The sequence below is a fragment of the Pedobacter cryoconitis genome, assembly GCF_014200595.1.
GTDB classification, from domain to species: Bacteria; Bacteroidota; Bacteroidia; order Sphingobacteriales; family Sphingobacteriaceae; genus Pedobacter; species Pedobacter cryoconitis_C.
Map to the genome: position 1 here is coordinate 681,389 of NZ_JACHCG010000001.1, position 21,045 is coordinate 702,433.

Annotated in this window: 14 protein-coding genes; 11 read left to right on the plus strand and 3 right to left on the minus strand. The window is 40.2% G+C overall.

What is annotated here, in order from left to right; translation table 11 throughout:
• Nucleotides 1–5 precede the first annotated feature (5 nt).
• From HDE70_RS03115 to HDE70_RS03125, 3 genes are all read left to right on the plus strand, one after another.
• Complete coding sequence (locus HDE70_RS03115; RefSeq protein ID WP_221270507.1) at nt 6–1,487, plus strand: RagB/SusD family nutrient uptake outer membrane protein; 1,482 nt, start codon at nt 6–8, stop codon at nt 1,485–1,487.
• Between the two features lie 49 nt (nt 1,488–1,536).
• The gene (locus tag HDE70_RS03120) at nt 1,537–2,565 is read left to right on the plus strand and encodes a substrate import-associated zinc metallohydrolase lipoprotein (protein ID WP_183887954.1); all 1,029 of its coding nucleotides are present in this window, start codon (nt 1,537–1,539) and stop codon (nt 2,563–2,565) included.
• 65 nt (nt 2,566–2,630) lie between these two features.
• The gene (locus HDE70_RS03125; RefSeq protein ID WP_183865240.1) at nt 2,631–3,497 is read left to right on the plus strand and encodes a DUF4302 domain-containing protein; all 867 of its coding nucleotides are present in this window, start codon (nt 2,631–2,633) and stop codon (nt 3,495–3,497) included.
• A 124-nt stretch (nt 3,498–3,621) separates the two neighbouring features.
• On the opposite strand, the gene HDE70_RS03130 is transcribed toward HDE70_RS03125, so the two are convergent.
• Entirely contained in the window at nt 3,622–5,985 is a 2,364-nt protein-coding gene (locus HDE70_RS03130; RefSeq protein ID WP_183865241.1) for a M1 family metallopeptidase, read from the minus strand.
• Nucleotides 5,986–6,053: 68 nt separating this feature from the next.
• Between HDE70_RS03130 and HDE70_RS03135 the strand changes: the two genes are divergently transcribed.
• The 8 genes from HDE70_RS03135 to HDE70_RS03170 all read left to right on the plus strand — a co-directional run bounded on the left by HDE70_RS03135 (nt 6,054) and on the right by HDE70_RS03170 (nt 19,310).
• Entirely contained in the window at nt 6,054–6,587 is a 534-nt protein-coding gene (locus tag HDE70_RS03135) for a DUF6702 family protein (RefSeq protein WP_183865242.1), read from the plus strand.
• A gap of 262 nt (nt 6,588–6,849) precedes the next feature.
• Complete coding sequence (locus HDE70_RS03140) at nt 6,850–7,449, plus strand: TetR/AcrR family transcriptional regulator (protein WP_111631785.1); 600 nt, start codon at nt 6,850–6,852, stop codon at nt 7,447–7,449.
• 215 nt (nt 7,450–7,664) lie between these two features.
• Nucleotides 7,665–8,798, plus strand: a complete 1,134-nt coding sequence (locus tag HDE70_RS03145; protein ID WP_111631784.1) for an efflux RND transporter periplasmic adaptor subunit — start codon at nt 7,665–7,667, stop codon at nt 8,796–8,798.
• A gap of 11 nt (nt 8,799–8,809) precedes the next feature.
• Nucleotides 8,810–12,001 carry an efflux RND transporter permease subunit gene (locus HDE70_RS03150; RefSeq protein WP_183865243.1) on the plus strand — a complete coding sequence of 1,064 codons (3,192 nt, stop codon included), beginning with the start codon at nt 8,810–8,812 and terminating at the stop codon, nt 11,999–12,001.
• The gene (locus HDE70_RS03155; RefSeq protein ID WP_183865244.1) at nt 11,988–13,400 is read left to right on the plus strand and encodes a TolC family protein; all 1,413 of its coding nucleotides are present in this window, start codon (nt 11,988–11,990) and stop codon (nt 13,398–13,400) included. Before HDE70_RS03150 ends, HDE70_RS03155 begins: the two co-directional genes overlap by 14 nt.
• A 524-nt stretch (nt 13,401–13,924) precedes the next feature.
• The gene (locus tag HDE70_RS03160) at nt 13,925–14,353 is read left to right on the plus strand and encodes a hypothetical protein (protein WP_183865247.1); all 429 of its coding nucleotides are present in this window, start codon (nt 13,925–13,927) and stop codon (nt 14,351–14,353) included.
• Nucleotides 14,354–14,412: 59 nt separating this feature from the next.
• Entirely contained in the window at nt 14,413–15,639 is a 1,227-nt protein-coding gene (locus HDE70_RS03165) for an exonuclease SbcCD subunit D C-terminal domain-containing protein (RefSeq protein ID WP_183887956.1), read from the plus strand.
• Nucleotides 15,636–19,310: an AAA family ATPase gene (locus HDE70_RS03170; protein ID WP_183887958.1), complete on the plus strand. Its 3,675-nt coding sequence runs from the start codon at nt 15,636–15,638 to the stop codon at nt 19,308–19,310. The genes HDE70_RS03165 and HDE70_RS03170 overlap by 4 nt, the downstream gene beginning before the upstream one ends.
• Here the strand turns inward: HDE70_RS03170 and HDE70_RS03175 are convergent.
• Nucleotides 19,279–19,938, minus strand: coding sequence for a phosphatase PAP2 family protein (locus tag HDE70_RS03175; protein ID WP_183865250.1), 660 nt, complete (start codon nt 19,936–19,938; stop codon nt 19,279–19,281). The genes HDE70_RS03170 and HDE70_RS03175 overlap by 32 nt on opposite strands.
• A gap of 120 nt (nt 19,939–20,058) precedes the next feature.
• Nucleotides 20,059–20,841 carry a murein L,D-transpeptidase catalytic domain family protein gene (locus HDE70_RS03180; RefSeq protein ID WP_183865251.1) on the minus strand — a complete coding sequence of 261 codons (783 nt, stop codon included), beginning with the start codon at nt 20,839–20,841 and terminating at the stop codon, nt 20,059–20,061.
• Nucleotides 20,842–21,045 lie beyond the last annotated feature (204 nt).

Consider the following 21,045-nt stretch of genomic DNA (forward strand, 5'->3'; position numbering starts at 1 on the left):
TTGACATGAAAATAAAACATATTCATAATAAAATAGCTGTAATGATGTTAGGTACACTTATTTGTGCCACATCCTTATCAGGTTGCAAAAAAATGCTCGATACTTCGCCAGATAACAGAGCCGAGCTTAATAATCCGGACAAAGTATCACAGCTGCTTACCTCTGCTTACCCGAGTGAAGATTATATTACTTTCTGCGAATCGATGACTGATAATGCGGGTGATCGTGGTTATAAAACAGTTTATAACAATGCTTTGCTAAATGATAATCCTTACCGGTTTACAGATTTTTCGTCATCGGATGATGGAGCTGTTGATACTTACTGGGGCGCTTGTTACAGTGCGATTGCAGCAGCTAATCAGGCCTTACAAGCCATTAACACCGCTAGTAATCCTTCAGATTACAGTGCTTACAAAGGAGAAGCGTTAATTGCAAGGGCATATTCTCATTTTATGCTGGTTTCTCTTTTTTCAAAAACCTATGATCCAGCTACAGCAGCAACAGATCTTGGAATTCCCTATGTAACAGAGCCTGAGAAAACATTGTATAAATCTTATGAACGTAAAACGGTGGCCTACGTATATGATATGATTGAGAAGGATTTAACTGAGGGAATGCCTTTATTAAATGATAATGCATATAAAGTTCCAGCTTACCGCTTTACAAAGGCTGCTGCCCATGCTTTTGCAAGCCGGTTTTACCTGTTTAAAAAACAATACGACAAAGTAATTGAACAGGCAAACCTTACCTTTCCAGCTAATATTGGTAATTATTTAAGGCCATGGAATTCAACTTATTTAACCCTGACAGATGCTGGAAAAGCAGCGATTTATACAAGTTCTACTGAAAAGGCTAACCTGTTACTGGCAACTACGGCTTCCATTTGGAATAACGGCTGGCAATTGTACAGATATGGATTAAATTCAACGCTCCAGAAGCAAATTTATACTCAGCCTAATATTACTGGCGGCAGATGGGCTGATCAGGCACAAGGGTACGGTGCAAGTGGTGAGATGATGGGGCTTAATAAATGGCGTGGCAATTTTATTAATACAACTCCATTAATTGGTAATAATTATATCTACGTCCCTTTATTAAGTGCAGAAGAAGTCTTGTTTAATAAAGCAGAAGCTCTGGTAATGCAAGGTAACAATGCAGCTGCCCTTGCAGACCTTAATACTTATTTAAGTACAAGAATCACCAATTATAACGCAGCAGCTAATAGTATAAGCGAAACTAAGGCAACCGCTTTTTATAAAACCGGAGACACTAAACAAGCATTAATTAATACCATCCTTGATTTTAAAAGAGTTGAGTTTATGCAGGAGGGATTGAGATGGTTTGATATTCTTCGTTATAACCTGCCTGTTGCTCACGTAGACGAAAATAATAAACAGTTTTTATTGCCTGCTAATGATTTGAGAAGAGTATTACAAATTCCTCAAACCGCACAAACGGCCGGGGGATTACAAGCAAATCCAAGGTAGTATACCCGGATTTATTTATAAAATATAACATTCTTAATTATAATATATTATGAAAACTATCATAAACATCAGACATGGGAAATTACTCCTGCTCGTACTGATTGCAATTTCTATATTTTCTTGTAAGAAGAGTGAGAAGCTGGTTCTTCAGGATAATTACCTTGGTGGAGAGGTATCAGGAACCACACCTTTGGATAAAGACCTTTATAATCTGCTGGTCAAACCTTACAATATAGAGGTCAAATATAAATGGGATCAGTCAGAATTTAATATGCAGTATACATTGGTTCCTCCACAAACAGAAAAAGTTCTGCCAGCGGCAACTGCTTTAAAGCAAATATGGGTAGATCCATATAATGCCGAAACCGGGAGTGATGTGTTCATGAAAACTTATTCTCCTAAGCAGTTGATTTTATCAGGTAGTCCGCAAATGAATAAGGATGGAACTATTACTGCCGGTGTAGCTGAAGGTGGCCTTGATATTTTACTGACTAACATCAATAAGATAGACCCTAAAAAGCCAGTTGATGTTCAAGCTTTAGCGCAATTAATCCATCATGAATTTACGCATATCCTTAACCAGAAAAAGGTATATACTACTGATTTTAATAAAATAACTCCCTCTGATTATATTGCGGAATGGTATAATTCTCCAGTGAATCCACTTTCATTAGGTTTTATCTCAGGATATGCAAGAAAAGCTCCGGAAGAAGATTTTGCAGAGATGGTTTCCTGGATGCTTGTCTGGGGCAGGAATTATTATGAAAACACCTTTCTTAAACAAGGTACTCCGGTTCCAAACCCGGCTGTATATCCTGCCGGATCTTATGGGACAATATTTGGTCAATTCTATAAAATATCAGACGTTCCGGCCATTAATAAAGTCTATGATGGCACTGCGGCTTCAATTGCTGCCTTTTTCATCAAGGATCTCGTTAAACCAGATTATTCAGCCGGAATAGCGAAAATCAGAAAAAAAGAAGCTATTGTGGTAGCCTACTTTAAATCAGCCTATAATATTGATTTTTATAGTTTGCAGACGAATGTACAAAAGTCTATGGCCAACGCGATTAAATAAAGGCAGAACGGATTTTGATATATCCGGAAATATATCCTGAACAATTAATGATAACCTGTACACAGATGAAAAAACATTTAATTCATATAGCAATATTGCTGCTTATTGCTGGTTTAGCTGGCTGTAGCAAAAAGGACGAGGCCTCACTTTTCGGTGATACACCGGGGCAGCGGGCAGCGGCAGAAGTCCAAAAAAACCAGGCTTTTCTAACAGCCGCCCCATATGGCTGGAAAGCAGTCATTTTCCCGGGACTTTTTAGAGGGAGAGGTTTCTTCTTTAAGTTCGATGAGAAAAACCAGGTGCAAACCTATGCAGATCCATCACTGAAATTAATTTCTCCGGCATTTGGTGATCCGGGATCCAGTGGATATCAAGTGAAAGCTTTGCAAAGACCATCATTGATTTTCGATACCTATTCTCCATTGCATATCCTGTCTGACCCTTCGAACGGCACTGTAGGAGTAGGGTATAAGTCAGACTTTGAGTTCTCTTTTGTGAGTGCTTCACCTGATACGATTAAACTTGATGGAAACTTTAATCATGCACCAATGATTTTGATTAAAGCAACCCAGGCAGAATATACCGCTTATCAAAATAAAGGCTTTGATGCGGTAAAGGCTGCTTTTATTAATTATGCAATTGCGACTAAGGGGAAAAAGATAACACTGGCAATTGATGCTACACATAATCCTGAATGTAAAATTGTGACCGATCAGGACAATGACAGAACGTTTACACTGACTTATACGGATGATAAGGGAGTGGTGCAAACTCAAACTACCAAATGGGGACCTACAGTTAACAGTATCTTTTTTCAGAATACTATTGTTTACAATGGCATTGTGATTAATGAAGTATTCTACGATAGTGCAAAATTATCATTGTATATACAGTGGCAAGGTAAACGCTACGATCTGGTTGTTGCTCCTTAATAATCTTTGGCCCTATACCTACCTGTAATAGTTGCCAATACTCCCGGGAAACCGGGTTTTAATAAAAAAGGCTGATCATTTAAAAAATGATTCAGCCTTTTTTTATGATTTGATGACTACTGTTTTACATTCCTTTTGCGTTTTGCATCGGATTACCGCCAACAGACTGTCCGCGTGTAGTAATAGATTTTTGTTTAAATAACTGGAATTTAGAGGTCTGCGCTTTTCCTCCCCAGGTATTATTACTTTCATCAATATCGGCTGTTTCACGCATAGGATCTAACTTTATAGCCGTTACTTCTTTATCCTGTACATAAAATTTAGAAGCCTGCAACTCATTATGTCTCCAAATCTGAGCAGGAATTCTATCTATCTTTTTACTGCCATCAGCAAAAGTAAACTCTACGATGATAGGCATAATCAGACCGCCCTTATTGCTGAATGATAACTCATAAAAGAATTTGCCGGCATATTTTGCCTGATCTTCTGAAGACAAAGCTTCCACCAGCTCAGGAATCTCCTGTCTATGCTCTTTACTATCATATTTCTCAATTCCCCGGTCATATCTCCAGTAGAAATCCTGTGTTGACTTATCCTGATCAGTATAAAACCTGATATTCTTATCTTCTCTGTTTCTTACTTTAGATATATCATCGAAATCATTCACCATTGGCGGGGCAAGTTTAACCATCGCTACTCTTGAAACCGGAACTTTAGAATTCACATCCGCTTTTGCGAATTTTACGGCATCCAGAGAAATGTCGCAAGGATCGGTCGTATAGAACCAGCCTCTCCAGAACCAGTCCAGATCCTCACCACTTGCATCTTCCATCGTTCTGAATAAATCTGCTGGTGTAGGATGTTTAAAAGCCCATCTTCTGGCATATTCTTTAAAAGCATAATCAAATAACTCTCTGCCCATAATGGTTTCTCTCAGGATATTCAAAGCCGTGGCAGGTTTAGAATAAGCATTGGGGCCAAAACGTTCAATATTTTCAGAGTTGGTCATAATCGGTTCCAGCTGATCTTTCGGTAGTTTCATGTAATCCACTATCGTATAAGCAGGCCCTTTTTTGACCGGGAATTTATTGTCCCAAAGCTCTTCAGTCAGGTATTCCAGGAATGAATTTAATCCTTCATCCATCCACGTCCACTGCCGTTCATCACTATTCACAATCATCGGGAAGAAATTATGTCCCACTTCATGGATAATTACACCGATCATTCCATTTTTGGAACTCTCGCTATAAGTCCCATCTTTTTCAGCGCGTCCGTAATTGAAACAGATCATTGGATATTCCATGCCATTGGCTGCTTCTACACTTTGTGCAACAGGATATGGGTAAGGGAATGTAAAATGAGAATACGTTTTAACCGTATGGGCAACCGCTTTGGTAGAATAAGGTCTGTATAAATTATAGGCCTCTTTACCATAAAAGCTCATACACATCACTGATTTACCCTCAACTTTTTGTGCCATGGCATCCCAGATAAATTTCCTGGAAGAGGTCCAGGCGAAGTCGCGGACATTGTTTGCCTGGAAAACCCAGGTTTTTGTCGCATTACTTTTGGTAACCTCTGCTTTTTTAGCTTCATCCAGCGTAACGATTTCTACAGGTTCGGTAGCTGTTTTCGATTTCGTATACCTGGCTAGTTCTGCCGGAGAAAGTACCGCACTATAATTGATGCATTCTCCCGTTCCGCCAATCACATGATCAGCAGGGACAGTCATTTGTACTTTAAAATTTCCGAACGTTAAAGCAAATTCTCCTCTGCCAGTAAACTGGTGGTTCTGCCAGCCCTGGAAATCACTGTATACGCATAATCTTGGATACCATTGTGCCATGGTGAACAGATAATTGCCGTCTTCAGGAAAGAATTCATAACCCCCACGGCCACCACCAGCAATCCGGTCTGTGATTTTATACTTCCAGGTCACGTTAAAAATAAACTGCTCACCCGATTTTAAAGGGGCAGGTATTTCTACGCGCATCATGGTTTTGTTGATGGTATATTTTAATTCTTTTCCTGTGACATCAGTTATTTTTTGAATAGCAACCCCGTTTCCATTGTCAGGCTGATCTAATGCACCTTTATCTATTTCGTTGGTTGTTGCTGTAGCAGGAATTTTTGTGCTGGTCTGATAACCTGCATTTCTGATGTTACTGTGCTCATTTTCATCCAGTTGTAGCCAGATATAAGTCAGTACGTCTGGTGAGTTGTTGAAATAAGTTACTTTTTCTGCTCCTGTAAGTTCGAGTTTCTTTTCATCCAGCGTACACTTAATGTCGTAATCTGCGCGTTGTTGCCAGTATTTTACGCCTGGCGCACCACTAGCTGTCCGCTGCTCATTTGGCGTAGAAAGGATGGTTCCGAGTTGTTCAAATTTATTTCCATGGTTACTTCCAGGATTGTATTGAATATTCTGGGCATAGGAAACTTGCAGGCCGGAGCACAGCAGCAGGGTAGCGGTTAATAATTTAGTCATTTGGCGTTTAGTAGTAGGAAGTCTAAATTTAAACCGTTTTTTTGTAAAGCAAAAATTATATTAGCACCATGTTATCTTTCCTTCATCATTCTCTATTAATTTGTTACGTATTTACCGGTCTGTTTAAACCATTAGCAGCCGCTGATGCCGGGAGTAGTCTTAAACATCCTTTACATCTGAGCTCTACAGAATTAAATTATAACCTGAAAGAGCGTACGATGGAGGTGAGCTGCCGGATATTTACAGATGATTTTGAAGATATCCTCAGCAAAAAATATAAAGTTAAAGCAGATCTGTCTTTGGAGGCCAAACATAAAGAAATGGATCAGCTGGTCAGTAAATATATGGTGGCTCATTTACAACTGGCAGCGGATGGCAAGGTATTACCACTAAACTATATAGGTTTTGAGAAAGATAGTGAAGCCATAATAGTTTATCTGGAATCCGCAAAAGTTAAGAATATTGTTAAGCTGGAAACCACCAGTACCGTGTTATATGATCTTTTCGATGATCAGACAAATATCTTTCATTTAACCTTTAAAGGCAACAGGCACAGTTTTAAACTGACTTTTCCCGATAAAAAGGTTGCCTCATCCTTATAGAATCCTTAAAGTTTTACCCCTTTACTAAGCGTCTTTAACAGCTGTTTAAGGAAGTTTGTGGCTGTGTTGTGCTGCGCATTGAAGCGGGTTTGATACATGTTTGAGTTTTTACTTAAGCATAAGTCATCATGATTTTAAATCTTCGTTTAACCGCCAATTTCAGCTCTTTTTGGAGTTGTGACAATACGCTGATATAGATTTTTAAAACTAGTTATACATTTGTCTAACACTGTTAGATTATTTACACAGTAGCAAGATTACCATGGGTAGTAAAGAAAGAATTCAAAGGGTTAAGGAAGAAACAAGAGCTAACATACTTGATGCTGCCTTAGAAATCGTCAAAGAAGACGGTTGGCAGGCCTTAAGTATGCGCAAAATCGCAGATAAAATTGAATACACTGCGCCGATTATTTATGAATATTTTGCCAATAAAGAAGGCATTCTGCTGGAACTAACGCGAAAAGGAAATTTATTCCTGCTAATCGATCTGAAGAATGCAAAAGCAAAACACAATGATCCGAAAGAACAATTAGCAGCCATGTGGATAGCTTACTGGGATTTCGCATTTGAACACACCCATTTATATCAGGTGATGTTTGGTGTAGACATGATGTGTTGTGAGCAGCAAAAAGCATTGCCAGAGGCAGAAGCTTCACGTAAACTCATTACAGATACCATTGTAGAAATAATGAATGCTGAAAGTATCTGTGAAGATAGGGTTTGTAGAAAGTATTATACTTTCTGGTCTGTCATCCACGGATTGATTTCTATTAACCTGGTTAGAAGAGGCACTAACGATGAAATGAATCAGCACATTCTGAAAGATGCAATTCACGGAATTATACAAACAATCAACGATTAAAAATTTTTTTATGGAGTACTTAACACTGTTAGATTATTTATTTGTAATTAGCTCACCGCTAAGGAGAAAATCTGTCCGGACTATTTCGTTTTTTTTGCCTCATAACTTAACAGTGTTAAATAACCTATTTACGTTAAAAAAGCATTACCCTAATATTAATAAATAATACATTTTACCTATATCTCACACAACAAGTTAAACAACAGATTAACGTTATGAAAATTTCAATTTTACTTCTCGCCGCATTATTTATTGGCTGTTCCAGCGATAAAGTTCAGGTAGCTGCTCCTGTAATACAATCCCTTCCGGTTATTGCCTTACACAATAGTTCAGAAACCACTTTTACCGAATATCCAGCTTCCATTCAGGGAGCCGTTGATTTGGAAATACGCCCACAGGTATCGGGTTCATTAGATAAGATCTATGTGAACGAAGGCGCTCTTGTCCAAAAAGGACAACCACTTTTTAAAATTAATGAACTTCCATTTAAGGAAGCAGTAAACAACGCTAAAGCTTTATTACATGCAGCGCAGGCAGCAGTAACCAATGCACAGCTTGAAGTAGATAAACTTACCCCTTTGGTTGCAAACAAAGTTGTATCTGATTTCCAGCTTAAAAGCGCTAAAGCTACACTTCAATCTGCACAAGCCAGCGTAGAGCAGGCAAGAGCAGGCGTAGCTACCGCAAATATCAACCTGGGTTATACTTTGATTAAAGCACCAGTAACAGGTTATGTAGGCAGATTACCAAGAAAACAAGGAAGTTTAGTAGGTACGACTGATGCAGTTCCGCTTACTCAGCTTTCAGATGCACACGAAGTTCATGTTTACTTCTCTTTAGGAGAGGATGACTTTATCAATTTCAATGCAACTTATCCTGGTAAAACAATCGCAGACAGACTTAAAAAATTACCTGGTGTTGCTTTAGTTTTAGCAGACCGTACTGTTTACGCACAAGAAGGTAAAATAGATATGGTTGATGGTCAGTTTGATAAACAAACAGGTTCGATTGCCTTAAGAGCTACTTTCCCAAATACTCAGGGACTGTTAAGATCTGGTAATACTGGTAAATTAAGACTGAGCATCAGTCACCCGGATGCGATCCTTGTCCCACAATCATCTACGATAGAAGTTCAGGACAAAATGTTCGTGTACACAGTTGATGCCGGAAATAAAGTGAGCAAAACTCCAATTACAATTCTTGGAACTACAGGTATCAATTACCTGGTTAAAGAAGGCGTAAAAGCAGGAGACAAAATTGTTTTTGATGGTATTGATAAATTAAAAGAAGGTGAAGTTATCAAACCTGAAAAACTAAAAGAAGAACCTATTAAAACTGCATTAAGATAATTTAACATATCATGTTTAAGAAATTTATAGACAGACCTGTCTTAGCCACTGTTATTTCCATATTATTGGTGATTCTGGGGGTATTGGGACTAACTAAATTGCCCTTACAGCAATTTCCAGATATCGCGCCTCCTGCTGTACAGGTAACTGCGCTTTATCCCGGTGCAAATGCCGAAACTGTATTACGTTCTGTAGCACCTTCCCTGGAAGAATCAATCAACGGGGTTGAAAACATGAGCTACATGAGCTCTACAGCGAGTAACGATGGTTCACTGGTTATTTCAGTTTACTTTAAACTGGGTACTGACCCGGATCAGGCGGCGGTAAACGTACAAAATCGTGTAGCACAAGCTACAAGTCAGTTGCCTGCTGAGGTTGTACAGGCAGGGGTAACTACTGCAAAACAACAAAACAGCTTAATCATGGTGGTAGATTTACACACCGATAATGAGAAAAGCTATGATCAGACTTTCTTAGCCAACTATGCGCAGATCAACTTAATTCCTGAGTTAAAAAGGATTCAAGGGGTAGGTCAGGCAAATATATTTGGTGGTAGCAGGGATTATTCGATGCGTGTATGGTTAAATCCTGCACAAATGGCAACTTATAATTTAACGCCAAATGAAGTAATGGCGGTTATTAAAGATAAAAACTTAGAAGCTGCTCCGGGTAAATTCGGGGAGAGCAGTAAGAACGCTTTTGAATATGTACTGAAATATAAAGGTAAATTAACCAAACCAGAAGAGTATCAGAACATGATTATCCGTTCTAATGCTGATGGTTCATTTTTACGTCTTAAAGATGTAGCAAGGGTAGAATTAGGTTCTTATACTTATTCGAATTTAACCCGTGTAAATGGTAAAGCAGGTCTGAACATTGCGGTTCAGCAGTTAAGTGGATCAAATGCAAATGAGATTCAGATAGCGATCACAAAATTCATGAAAAAAGCTGAAAAGGAATTTCCTAAAGGCGTTTCTTATGATGTGGTTTACAGTACTAAAACTTCTCTGGATCAGTCTATTGACCAGGTAATCCATACGCTGATTGAGGCATTTATCCTCGTATTTATCGTTGTATTTATCTTCTTACAGGATTTCCGTTCTACCTTAATTCCAGCGATTGCTGTTCCGGTAGCGATTTTAGGTACCTTCTTTTTCATGAAGCTTTTTGGCTTCTCGATTAACTTGTTAACCTTATTTGCACTGGTACTGGCCATTGGTATTGTGGTCGATGATGCGATTGTGGTCGTGGAGGCAGTCCATGCGAAAATGGAGCATAAAAAAATGGGCCCAAAACCGGCAACGGCTGCGGCAATGCATGAGATTACAGGAGCGATTATTTCGATTACCCTGGTGATGAGTGCGGTGTTTTTACCAGTTGGTTTTATGGAAGGCTCAACAGGGGTTTTCTACAGACAGTTTGCTTTTACACTGGCTATTGCGATTGTAATTTCGGCTGTAAACGCGTTAACATTGAGTCCTGCTTTATGTGCGCTGTTTCTGAAACAAACACATACTGATGGTCACGATAACGCAGCCCCAACTAGTTTTAAACAACGTTTTTTTAAAGGTTTCAACACTAGTTTCGAATCTTTAACTAACAGATATGTGGGTAGCTTGAAATTCCTGATCCGTACTAAATGGGTAGGTTTAGCTGGTTTGTTAATCGTTATCCTTGCTACGGTATGGATGGTGAAAAGAACACCTACAGGATTTATTCCTTCGGAAGATCAGGGCTTCATCGCGATTTCGATGTCATTGCCAGCTGGTGCTTCGCTGGAAAGAAGTACACAGGTATTGAAAGAAACAGAGGTTTTATTAAGACCGTTGGCTTTCACCAAACTGTTTAACGTACTGGGTGGTTTTAACTTGCTTACGCAGTCAAACAGTCCATCTGCTGGTGCGATGTTCGTGTTATTGAAACCGACCGCAGAACGTGGAGAGGTAAAAGATATCAATGCGATCATGAATGTGATCAGGGGTAAACTTGCTGCTGTTAAAGGCGCGAATTTCTTCGTGTTTACTTTCCCTACGGTTCCTGGTTTCAGTAACGTCGATGGTTTGGATATGGTGTTACAGGATAAAACAGGGGGTAACATTGGTAAATTTAGTGGTGTAGCTTATAACTTTATCGGTGAGCTGATGAAACGTCCGGAAATTGCTGTAGCGTTTACGACATTCAGAGCAGATTATCCACAGTTGGAACTTCAGCTGGATGAGGCTAAAGCCGAACAGTTAGGCGTTTCTGTAAGGGATGTATTAACGACAATGCAGGCTTATTTTGGTAGTGCGCAGGCTTCAGATTTTAACAGGTTTGGAAAGTACTACAGGGTAATGGTGCAGGCAGATGTTGCTGACCGTGCTGATCCTTCTTCGATGGATAATGTATTTGTGAAAAACAGAGCTGGTGAAAATGTGCCGATCAATACCTTGGTGAAGTTACAAAGGGTTTATGGCCCGGAAACAGTGTCCCGTTATAACTTGTTTAACTCCATTGGTGTGAATGCGATGGCTAAGCCAGGTTATAGTTCTGGTGATGCGATCAGGGCGGTAGAAGAAGTGGCTGCACAGCAATTGCCTTCAGGTTTCTCTTATGAGTTTACTGGTTTGACTAAGGAAGAGATTACTTCTGGTGGTCAGTCTGTGATCATCTTTGGGTTGTGTTTAGTGTTCGTATACTTCCTTTTATCTGCTCAATATGAAAGTTACATCCTGCCATTAGCTGTTATTTTATCTATTCCTACTGGTGTGTTCGGTGTGTTTGTTGCGATCGGCTTAACTGGAATTGAGAATAACATCTATGTGCAGGTGGCACTGGTCATGCTGATTGGACTGCTCGCGAAAAATGCGATTTTGATTGTAGAGTTCGCGGTTCAGCGAAGAAGGGCGGGGAACACTTTAGTGTCTTCAGCTTTGGAGGCTGCTAAGTTAAGGCTTCGTCCGATTATCATGACTTCTCTTGCTTTTGTGGTTGGGTTGATCCCGATGATGCGTGCAAGTGGTCCTTCTGCTTTAGGTAACCACTCGATTAGTATTGGTGCTGCTGGTGGGATGATTACAGGGGTTATCCTTGGATTGTTCATCATTCCTGTATTGTTCGTGATCTTCCAGTTTTTACAGGAAAAAGTTACGGGCAAACCTCAGGATACAGTTGTAGAAGAACATGAAGAATCTATTAATATTAATGAATATGAAACCGTATAAAAGTATATATACTGCTCTTTTACTTGTACTCGTGCTGGGTGCTTGTAAAGTATCTAAAGATATTCCCTTACCAGTAAATGCTGCTCCTGAAAAATTCAGGGGTAGTGTTTCAACTGATACGGCGAGTATTGCAGCACTGCCTTATAAAGATTTTTTTAAGGAACAGACGATCAGAAATCTGATTGATACCGCAATTATCAATAATTACGATATGCAGATTGCACTGAAAAATATGGAAGCTGCGGCTTTGTTATTTAGTCAGTCGAAATTGGGTAATATACCAGAGTTGAACCTGAAAGTAGGGGCAAATTCAAGCCGTCCTTCGGATAATAGTCTGAATGGTTTGCAGATTGGCCAGTTTTCTCAGTCTAAACATATTGAGGATTATAGTGTAACTGGAGGGTTAAGCTGGGAGGCTGATATCTGGCGCAAAATTGCGAATCAGAGAAATGCAGCGGGTGCAGCTTTTATGCAGTCTGCTGAGGTTAAAAAGGCTGTTCAAACTAGGTTAGTTTCAAATATTGCACAGAGTTTTTATAGATTGATCATGTTGGATACTCAACTGGAAATCGCTAAGAAAAACTTGTCTTTAAATGATAGTACGTTAAATATTATCAGGTTACAGTTTGATGCTGGTCAGGTGACTTCTCTGGCAATTCAACAGGCGGAGGCGCAACAGTTGGTTGCTGCTGGCCTGGTTCCTCAGCTGGAGCAAAGAATCGCTTTGGAGGAGAATGCTTTGAGTATTTTGACGGGTGCTTTCCCTAAAACTATTGCAAGGATCGGAACTTTAAATTCGATCAATGTTCAGGATCAGGTGAGTACTGGTATTCCTTCCCGCATGTTAAGTTTAAGACCTGATGTGAAAAGTGCTGAGCTGGAGTTAGTGAAAGCAAATGCAAAGGTTGGGATTGCGAAGGCAAGTTTATATCCTTCGTTAGTGATTACTGCAAATGGTGGTTTGAATTCGTTTAAGGCGAGTAACTGGTTTAATATTCCAGGTTCATTGTTTGGTGTGGTTGCTGGTGGGATTACGCAGCCGATTTTTCAGCGTAAGCAGTTGAGAACTCAGTATGAGGTTGCTTTGGTTGATCGTGAAAAGTCAGTGATCCAGTTCAGGTCTTCGGTTTTGACTGCGGTTGGTGAGGTTTCTGATGAACTGGTTAAAATTGAAAAGTTGAAAGAGCAGTATGTGATTGCTGATAAAAGGGTCAGAACTGTGCAGAGTGGTTTGAGCAATGCGAATATGTTGTTTAAAAGCGGCATGGCGAATTATTTGGAAGTGATTAATGCACAGAGTAATGCGTTGCAGAGTGAGTTGGATTTAGCGACTGTAAAGACTGCGCAGTTAAATGCGGTGGTTGAATTGTACAGGGCTTTAGGTGGGGGTTGGAAGTAAACTCTAAAAAAACAAGGATAATAATGTTCGGCGACATTGCCTTCGCCGAAGAGGCTCGGAATGAATGCCTTCACATTTATTATCCTTGTTTTTTTTCGAAGTCATACTTAGGTTGGATTGCTAGTTGGATTGTTTAGCAGGATTGCTAGTTGGATTGTTTAGCAGGATTGCTAGTTGGATTGCTTAGCAGGATTGCTAGTTGGATTGTTTAGCAGGATTGCTAGTTGGATTGTTTAGCAGGATTGCTAGTTGGATTGTTTAGCAGGATTGCTAGTTGGATTGCTTAACAGGATAACTAGTTGGATTGCTTAGCTGGATTGCTAGTTGGGTTGTTTAGCAGGATAGCTTTAGGTTACAAAAATTTTAAAAGGGATACGTTTTTTAGCGTGTCCCTTTTTGTTTTAATAGCTTTTTCAGGACATGTTTTGATTGTATTATGTATGTTTAATTGATTATGAGCAGGTTAAAACCGCGAAAATTGATTATGGAACAGTTGTTGATCAGCGACATAGAAAACATCTTCTATGGAAAATACAAATACTCCTCCGCAAAAAAAGTCAAGAGGTAAATTCTGGACTATATTAATACTGATTGTGGTTTTATTTTTAGCCGGCTTTGGCTATTATAGATATTTCTTTGTTTTTGGTGAAGGTGTGAAGGCTGGTCAGCTGAATTACTTTGTGAAAAAGGGATATATGTTTAAGACGAATGAAGGACGGATCATCCAGACTGGAATACGTTCTCAGGCTCCGGGAAATATAGCTTCTAATGAGTTTATGTTTTCGGTTACAGATCCGAAGGTTGCTGAACAGCTGAATAAAAATGCAGGTTCTAATATTGAAGTGCATTATAAAGAATATATCAGTCCGTTGCCCTGGAGAGGGGTAAGTGTGTTTGTAGTAGACAGTTTGATTTCTGCTGCACCAGGTAATGGAGTAAATACACAAAACTAATAGAACAGGCTTTGCCTAAATTAAACAATTGTCTGGGCAATTGTTTAATTTAGCAGGCAATGAGAATTCTTCATACGGCCGACTGGCACCTGGGAAAAAGACTGGAACAAAGTGAACGTACGGATGAGCATCAGGCTTTTCTGGACTGGCTGATACTGACTTTACAAACCGAAAATATAGATGTTTTAATCGTTGCGGGTGATGTTTTTGACACCGGTAGTCCCTCTAATACAGCTTTTGAGCAGTATTATGGTTTTTTGAGACGGGTAAAGGATACGAATTGCAGAGAGGTTATCATTATTGGGGGCAATCACGATTCTATCAGTACGCTAAATGCCCCATCTACATTGCTTAAGTACTTTAATGTACATATTATTGGCGGTGTCCCTGAAGAATTTACAGATCAGATTATCGAAATACACAGCCCTTCTGGTGAGCTGGAACTGGTAGTTTGTGCCGTTCCTTTTCTGCGTGACCGCGATATCAGACTTTCTGTTTCGGGCGAAACCGCTGAAGAAAGAGAAACCAGGATCAAACAAGGGATTTGTGATCATTATCATCGTTTCAAAGAATATATTGGAGAATATAAGGCTAACCATATTCCGGTAATTGCTACAGGACATCTTTTTGCTGCTGGATCGAGTACTTCGGACAGCGAAAAAGAAATCCATGTAGGGAATCTGGGTCAGGTTGGCGGAGATCAGTTCCCGGTAGAGTTTGATTATGTGGCATTGGGGCATATCCATCGCCCGCAAGTCATCAACCAAATGAACCATATCCGGTATTCGGGCTCACCAATTCCATTGAGTTTCTCTGAAACTGACGATAGAAAACAGGTCATTGTTCTTGAATTTGAGAAAGGGGAGCTGGTTAGCCTGGTGGAAGTTGAAGTACCTGGCTACCGAAAACTGATCAGGATTAAAGGGGATTTTGAGAAGGTGAAGACTAAATTGGTTTTGCTGGAAGATCCTGGAACATTGTATCCGGCATGGGTAGAGGTACAGGTAGAAACAGAGACTTTCATTTTTGATCTGGAAGAACAGTTGAATACGCTGATCGTCAATAAGCCTTTTATTGAGCGGTTATTTCCCCGTCAGCTCAGAACAAGAGCGGTTCAGAATCTGGACGGACAAACGCATGAGGCTATGGCATTAACGGATCTTGATCCGCAGACGGTGTTTTTAAAGCGCTGTGAGGCGGAATATCCGGAAGAGGATCATGCAGAGCTGCTGCTTACTTTTAAAGAGGTTTTGGAATATATGGCACAAAAGGAGAATAAGGGATGAAGATTATAAGTATCAAATTTTTAAATCTTAATTCCCTGAAAGGGCAGCATGAGATTCGTTTTGACCGGCCTCCTTTTACGGAAAGCGGAATTTTTGCGATTACAGGGCCTACCGGTGCTGGAAAAACAACCATACTTGATGCGATTACAGTTGCTTTGTATGGAAGGGTACACCGCCATACAAAGGATGTATTTGAGATTATGACCCGGCATACGGGAGAATCCTTTGCGGAAGTTGAATTTGAGGTCAAGGATAAATTATACAGGGCCAAATGGTCAATCCGGCGCAGCCGCGGGAAAGCAGAAGGTCAATTGCAAACGCAAAAGATGGAACTGGCAGAAGCGGTTAGCGGTACGATCATTATTGAGCATCCTTTACAGGAAGTGAGAGATAAGATTGTAGAGTTATGCGGGTTGGATTATAACCAGTTTTTACGTTCTGTGATATTATCTCAGGGTGATTTTACACGCTTTTTGAAAGCGGATGAGAATGAAAGAAGTGAGCTGCTGGAAAGGATCACTGATACAGGTATTTATTCGCAGATTTCTATGGATACTTACGAAAAAGCTAAAGAGGAACGTGCGAAACTGGATCAGTTGAGAGGACAACTGGATCATGTGGTTTTACTGGCTGCTGAGGAAAGGACTATTTATCAGGATAGTTTATTAGCACTTTCTACTCAGGAGAGTGAACTGAAGACACAGGAAGCGTTATTAAGGGCTAAAATCGACTGGCTGAATACGCTTGGGAAATTAGAAGCCCGTAAAGTGGAGTTGCTGGACAGTTTAGCTGCGGATGAGCTTTTCTATGCGGCACATGAGGACAGGTTCTTTCGGCTTCAAAGACATTTGTCGGCGTTGGTTCATCGCCCTGCATTAGCAGAATTGGCGACTATAGAGAATCAGCAGCTTAAAATTAAGAATGATTTACAGCAGGCAGAAGCAGAGCATCCGGATTTGGTTAAAGAAGAAGGTGTCATGAAGACTGCTTTGCAGCAGGCGAAACAGAAAATTGAATTAACGGAGCAAACGATAACCGAGTCGGAACCGGTTTTTGAAGCAGTGGCCAAGAAAGATTTGTTAATTGAACAGGCTAAAAGTGAGCTGGATAAGACAAAGAAAACTTTTGAGGCTGCGCAGACAAACCTCCAGACTATTACTACAGCCCGGCTGAACATGGATCAGCAGTTAAAGGCCCTGAAACAGCGGATTGATATACTCTCTCAATGGCTGCAAAGTAATGTTAAAGAGCGTGAACTGGATAAAGAAGTGATTGTATTCAGCCAATTGGTACAGCAGCTGAAGAGTTTAGAAGCGATTACTGCCGGTAAGCAGAAACATTTGCTGGATTATACAACGCAGGCAGAAAAAGGGAAGCTGATTGTGGTAGAGGCTGAGAGAAACAGTGGTTTGCTGGAATTGAAATTGGTTGGGTTTCAAACGGCAATTGCGGAACTTACTCAGGACTTACAGACCGCTTTGGCTGGGAAGTCGTTGGAAGAACTGGAAGCTGATTTTAGCGTATTACCTTTGCTGATTCAAACTTCCGAACAGCAATTGCGTCTGGCTGGTCAATACCATAAGGTTTTGGCAGAACAAACTGCATTGACTGCGGCTTTAGATACTTACCGGAAGCAAAAGATTTCAGTGGTGCAGGACGTAGCTGCATTGGAACTGGAGAATGCGGAAGGGACAACTCAACTGGACTATTTACAGCAGATTTATGAGCTGGAAGTGAAAGTTCAGAAATATGATACAGATCGTTTACAATTGGAACCAGAACAACCTTGCCCGCTTTGTGGCTCGGTGCATCATCCATTTGTGGAAGGGAAATATACCAGTAAATTAACGGAGTCGGCAGCAAGAAGAAATCAGCAGCTGGAGAAAGTTAATTTACTGAAAAAGAATTTAAATCAACAGCTGATCGGGCTCAATACATTGGATCATCAGGTGCAGACCAGCGAGAAATCTCTGGTGGTTTTACAGGAAACTATCGCACAAAGTCTTTTGGAGTTTAATGCAAATAATGAAAAGTTACCTAAGCCTTTAGAGCTGAGTAAACCTGGAATTATTGAGGCGGTAATTAAAAGAAAGAGATTGCAGCAGCAAGCTTTGGAGATTCAATTGAAAGCGGTAAAGCATGCACAATTGCAAATCAATGCAGCAGAGTTACAGGTTACTGCGCAAAAAGAAGTTTTAGGACAGGAGCGGAATAAGATCGAGCAAGCAGGTTTAACGATCAGTTTTGCTGAAAAACAACTGGATTTAATTGGTCAGGAGCTTGCAGCAACTGAGCAGGAAATTAAAACGGTTGTTGCTAAAGCTACTCAATTGATAAAGCCATTCGGGATTCTTTTTGAGGCAGAACGTGCCGAGGAAATTATATCGGAAATGAAGGAAAGGTTTGAACGTTATCAGACCTCCGAAAAGGAATTAAACCAGTTACAGCCTGATCTTCGTCAGCAGGAAACGGAACTTAAGAACAGCCTTTTGGTCTGGAATGAGAAAAAGGATCAGATTGAACTGCTGACAGGGCAATTGAAGGAAGAGGAAAAGGTTTGGCAGCAAATGCAGGAAGATCGTATTGAACTTTTTGGTTCAAAAGATCCTGTGCAGGAAAAAATGCAATTGGTCAACGCTTTAAAGAAATATAGGGAAGAAGCTGAGAATTTTCAGCGTGTATTACAAGAGAAGCAGGCAAAGGTGCGCATTGTTGAAGATCGTAAAGCAACGCTTCATGTTTCTTATTTGTCAACTAAGCAGTTGTTTAATACCCATTTGGAAAAACTGATGGGTAAGCTCACTTTAGATGGATTACAGAGCTTAACGGAGTTGAAGCAATTGTATTTACCTGAGGAGGAAGTAAAGGCTGCTGATGAATTGCAGAAAGAAGCTTTACAGAAAATTGCATCAGGCAAAAGCCTTTTGCTGGCTGCTGAAAAGGATCTGGAAATTGAAAAACAAAAAGCGTTAACGGAAGAAACCAGCGAGATTATCAGTCCTCAGCTGGAAGAATATAGTCAGCAATTGAGAACTTTAGTAGAGCAGATGGTCAGGTTAAGACACCAGCTTGCCGAAGATGATCTGCTGAAATTAAAACATAGTGAAGTTGCAGATCAGATTGCTGAGCAGCAAAAACAGTCTGATCGTTTCCAGAAGCTTGCTGCTTTGATTGGATCTGCTGATGGTAAAAAGTTCAGCAGATTTGCGCAGGGACTTACTTTAGCACGGTTAACAGAATTGGCAAACCGTCATTTGCTGCGGTTAAGTGATCGGTACAGTATTTTGAAGAGTCCGGAGAAGGATCTGGATTTGCAGATCATTGATGGCTACCAGGCAGATGTAATCAGACCGATGTCTACGCTTTCTGGTGGAGAGAGTTTCCTGGTCAGTCTTTCGCTGGCTTTGGGTTTATCGGATCTGGCAAGTCGCAAAGTACAAATCAATTCATTGTTTATTGATGAAGGATTTGGTACACTGGATGCAGAAACGCTGGATGTTGCGATTACAGCATTGGAAAACTTGCAGGCGAATGGCAAGAGCATAGGTATTATCTCGCATGTGGAGACTTTGAAGGAACGGATCGGTACTCAGATACAATTGAGCAGACAACCGGGAGGATCGAGCAAAATTACGTTGTTTAGCTACGGAGAACTGATAACGGTTTCCTGAAAGCCTTTGCAAATTTAAAAGGTTTGGCCTGCTGTATCAGGAAATAGCTGAGCAGCGCAAAAATACACCCTGTAATTCCGCCGGCAATCACATCCTGTAAGAAATGCTGACCGAGGTAGATCCTGGAATAGCCAACCAGCGCTGCGGTCAGTAAACAAAGCAGACTGATCTTTTTCTTTTTCAGACATAGCACCAGGACGGTTGCCATGGCGAAGGCTGAAGCTGTGTGCCCTGAAGGAAAAGATCCGGAGCGCAGGGGCTCTGTTCCGTCCACGAAATGATCATAATGAAAGGAAATCTGGTCAAAGTAAAGAGAAGGCCTGGGTTGGGCAATGATTCTTTTTAAAAGCTGAACAATCAGGCCTGAAGTTAAATAAGCTGTAAAAAGGATGAGTGCAGCTTTTTTCTTTTTAAAAAAGAACAGCAGCAAAACGGCAATCATACAGATCACTCCGTCACCCATCAGTGTATAATAAGAAAAGAAACGATCAAGCCAGGCCGGGTGGTAGAAATTCAGGCTGGTAAAACTGTCTAATTTAGAAGTGCCTGCGCAAAAGCTGATACCGATGATAAATAGTAATAGCAGGAAGATGAAAAACAGGGGACAGTGTTTGATTGATTTGAGCATATGGCGTTAATTCCTGAATGCTCAAAAATACAATGACAATGTAATGACAATATTAAGGCATGATGATCAATAAAAATAATTGAACATCATGCCTCTGGTTAGCGCTCTTGTTAAAAGAAGTTATATACGTGCTATTAAACTGCTATCCTGCATGGGTACAACGATGTTTGCTGCAAGATGTGCATTCAGATACTTTGAAAAGTACGACTGATGTGTCCCATTGATAAAAATAACAGTCTTCCCTTCAATCGTATTGATTACTTTATCTGATAGTTCTGCTGGTACTGCCGGGCAACCCTGACTGCGTCCTAATCTCCCTAACTCATTAATTGTTCCCTGACTCACATAAGGGGCGCCATGAACCACAATAGAGCGGCTTCTTGCATTTGAATTGTAACCTTCATCCATGCCGTCCAAACGTAATGAACGCCCGTGTTTACCCTTGTAAACTTCGGCAGTCACATAAAATCCAAGACTGCTTTCGTTAGAATCCCTGGCATCAGAAAAACGGGTGGCCAAATCATCGCCGCTGCGCTGACCGTGTGCTACCCAGGTGTTCAAAAGAAGAGAGTCTATAGAAAGATCTATAATCCAGAGCCGCTTTTTAGTGCTGTTCTGATCGAAATCTGCAATGGTTAAAATAGATTTTTCACTGGAAACCTTACCTACATTTTTAAGATTGTAAAATCCTGTCAGTGCTTTTTCAAAAACCTGGTGACTAAGGCCTGTTTGCTCCAGATGTGCTGCATTGTAGATTTTGGTTACATGCAGATTGTAAAGAGAGTCTTGGGTAACAACTTTGTCCGGTAAATTCCGGTTTGAACAAGGTATCCAGCTAATTATAATGGTCAGGGCAAGTATGCTAAATGTTATTCCTGCTCCGCCTAAAAGGTATTTTCTCATAGAATGGGGTTTAAGTGCTATGTTTGATACGATTAATTAGGTAGTCTTTTTCTTCAGATGCTGATAGTTTTGAGGAGGTTTTTTAGAGTTTAATTGAACAAATGTACTGAAATCTAAATGGTTAGAACAAAATTGTAGTATAATTACTTCATGATGACTGATATAAATATATAAAAATAGTCCTGTAAATACGATTTATGTACT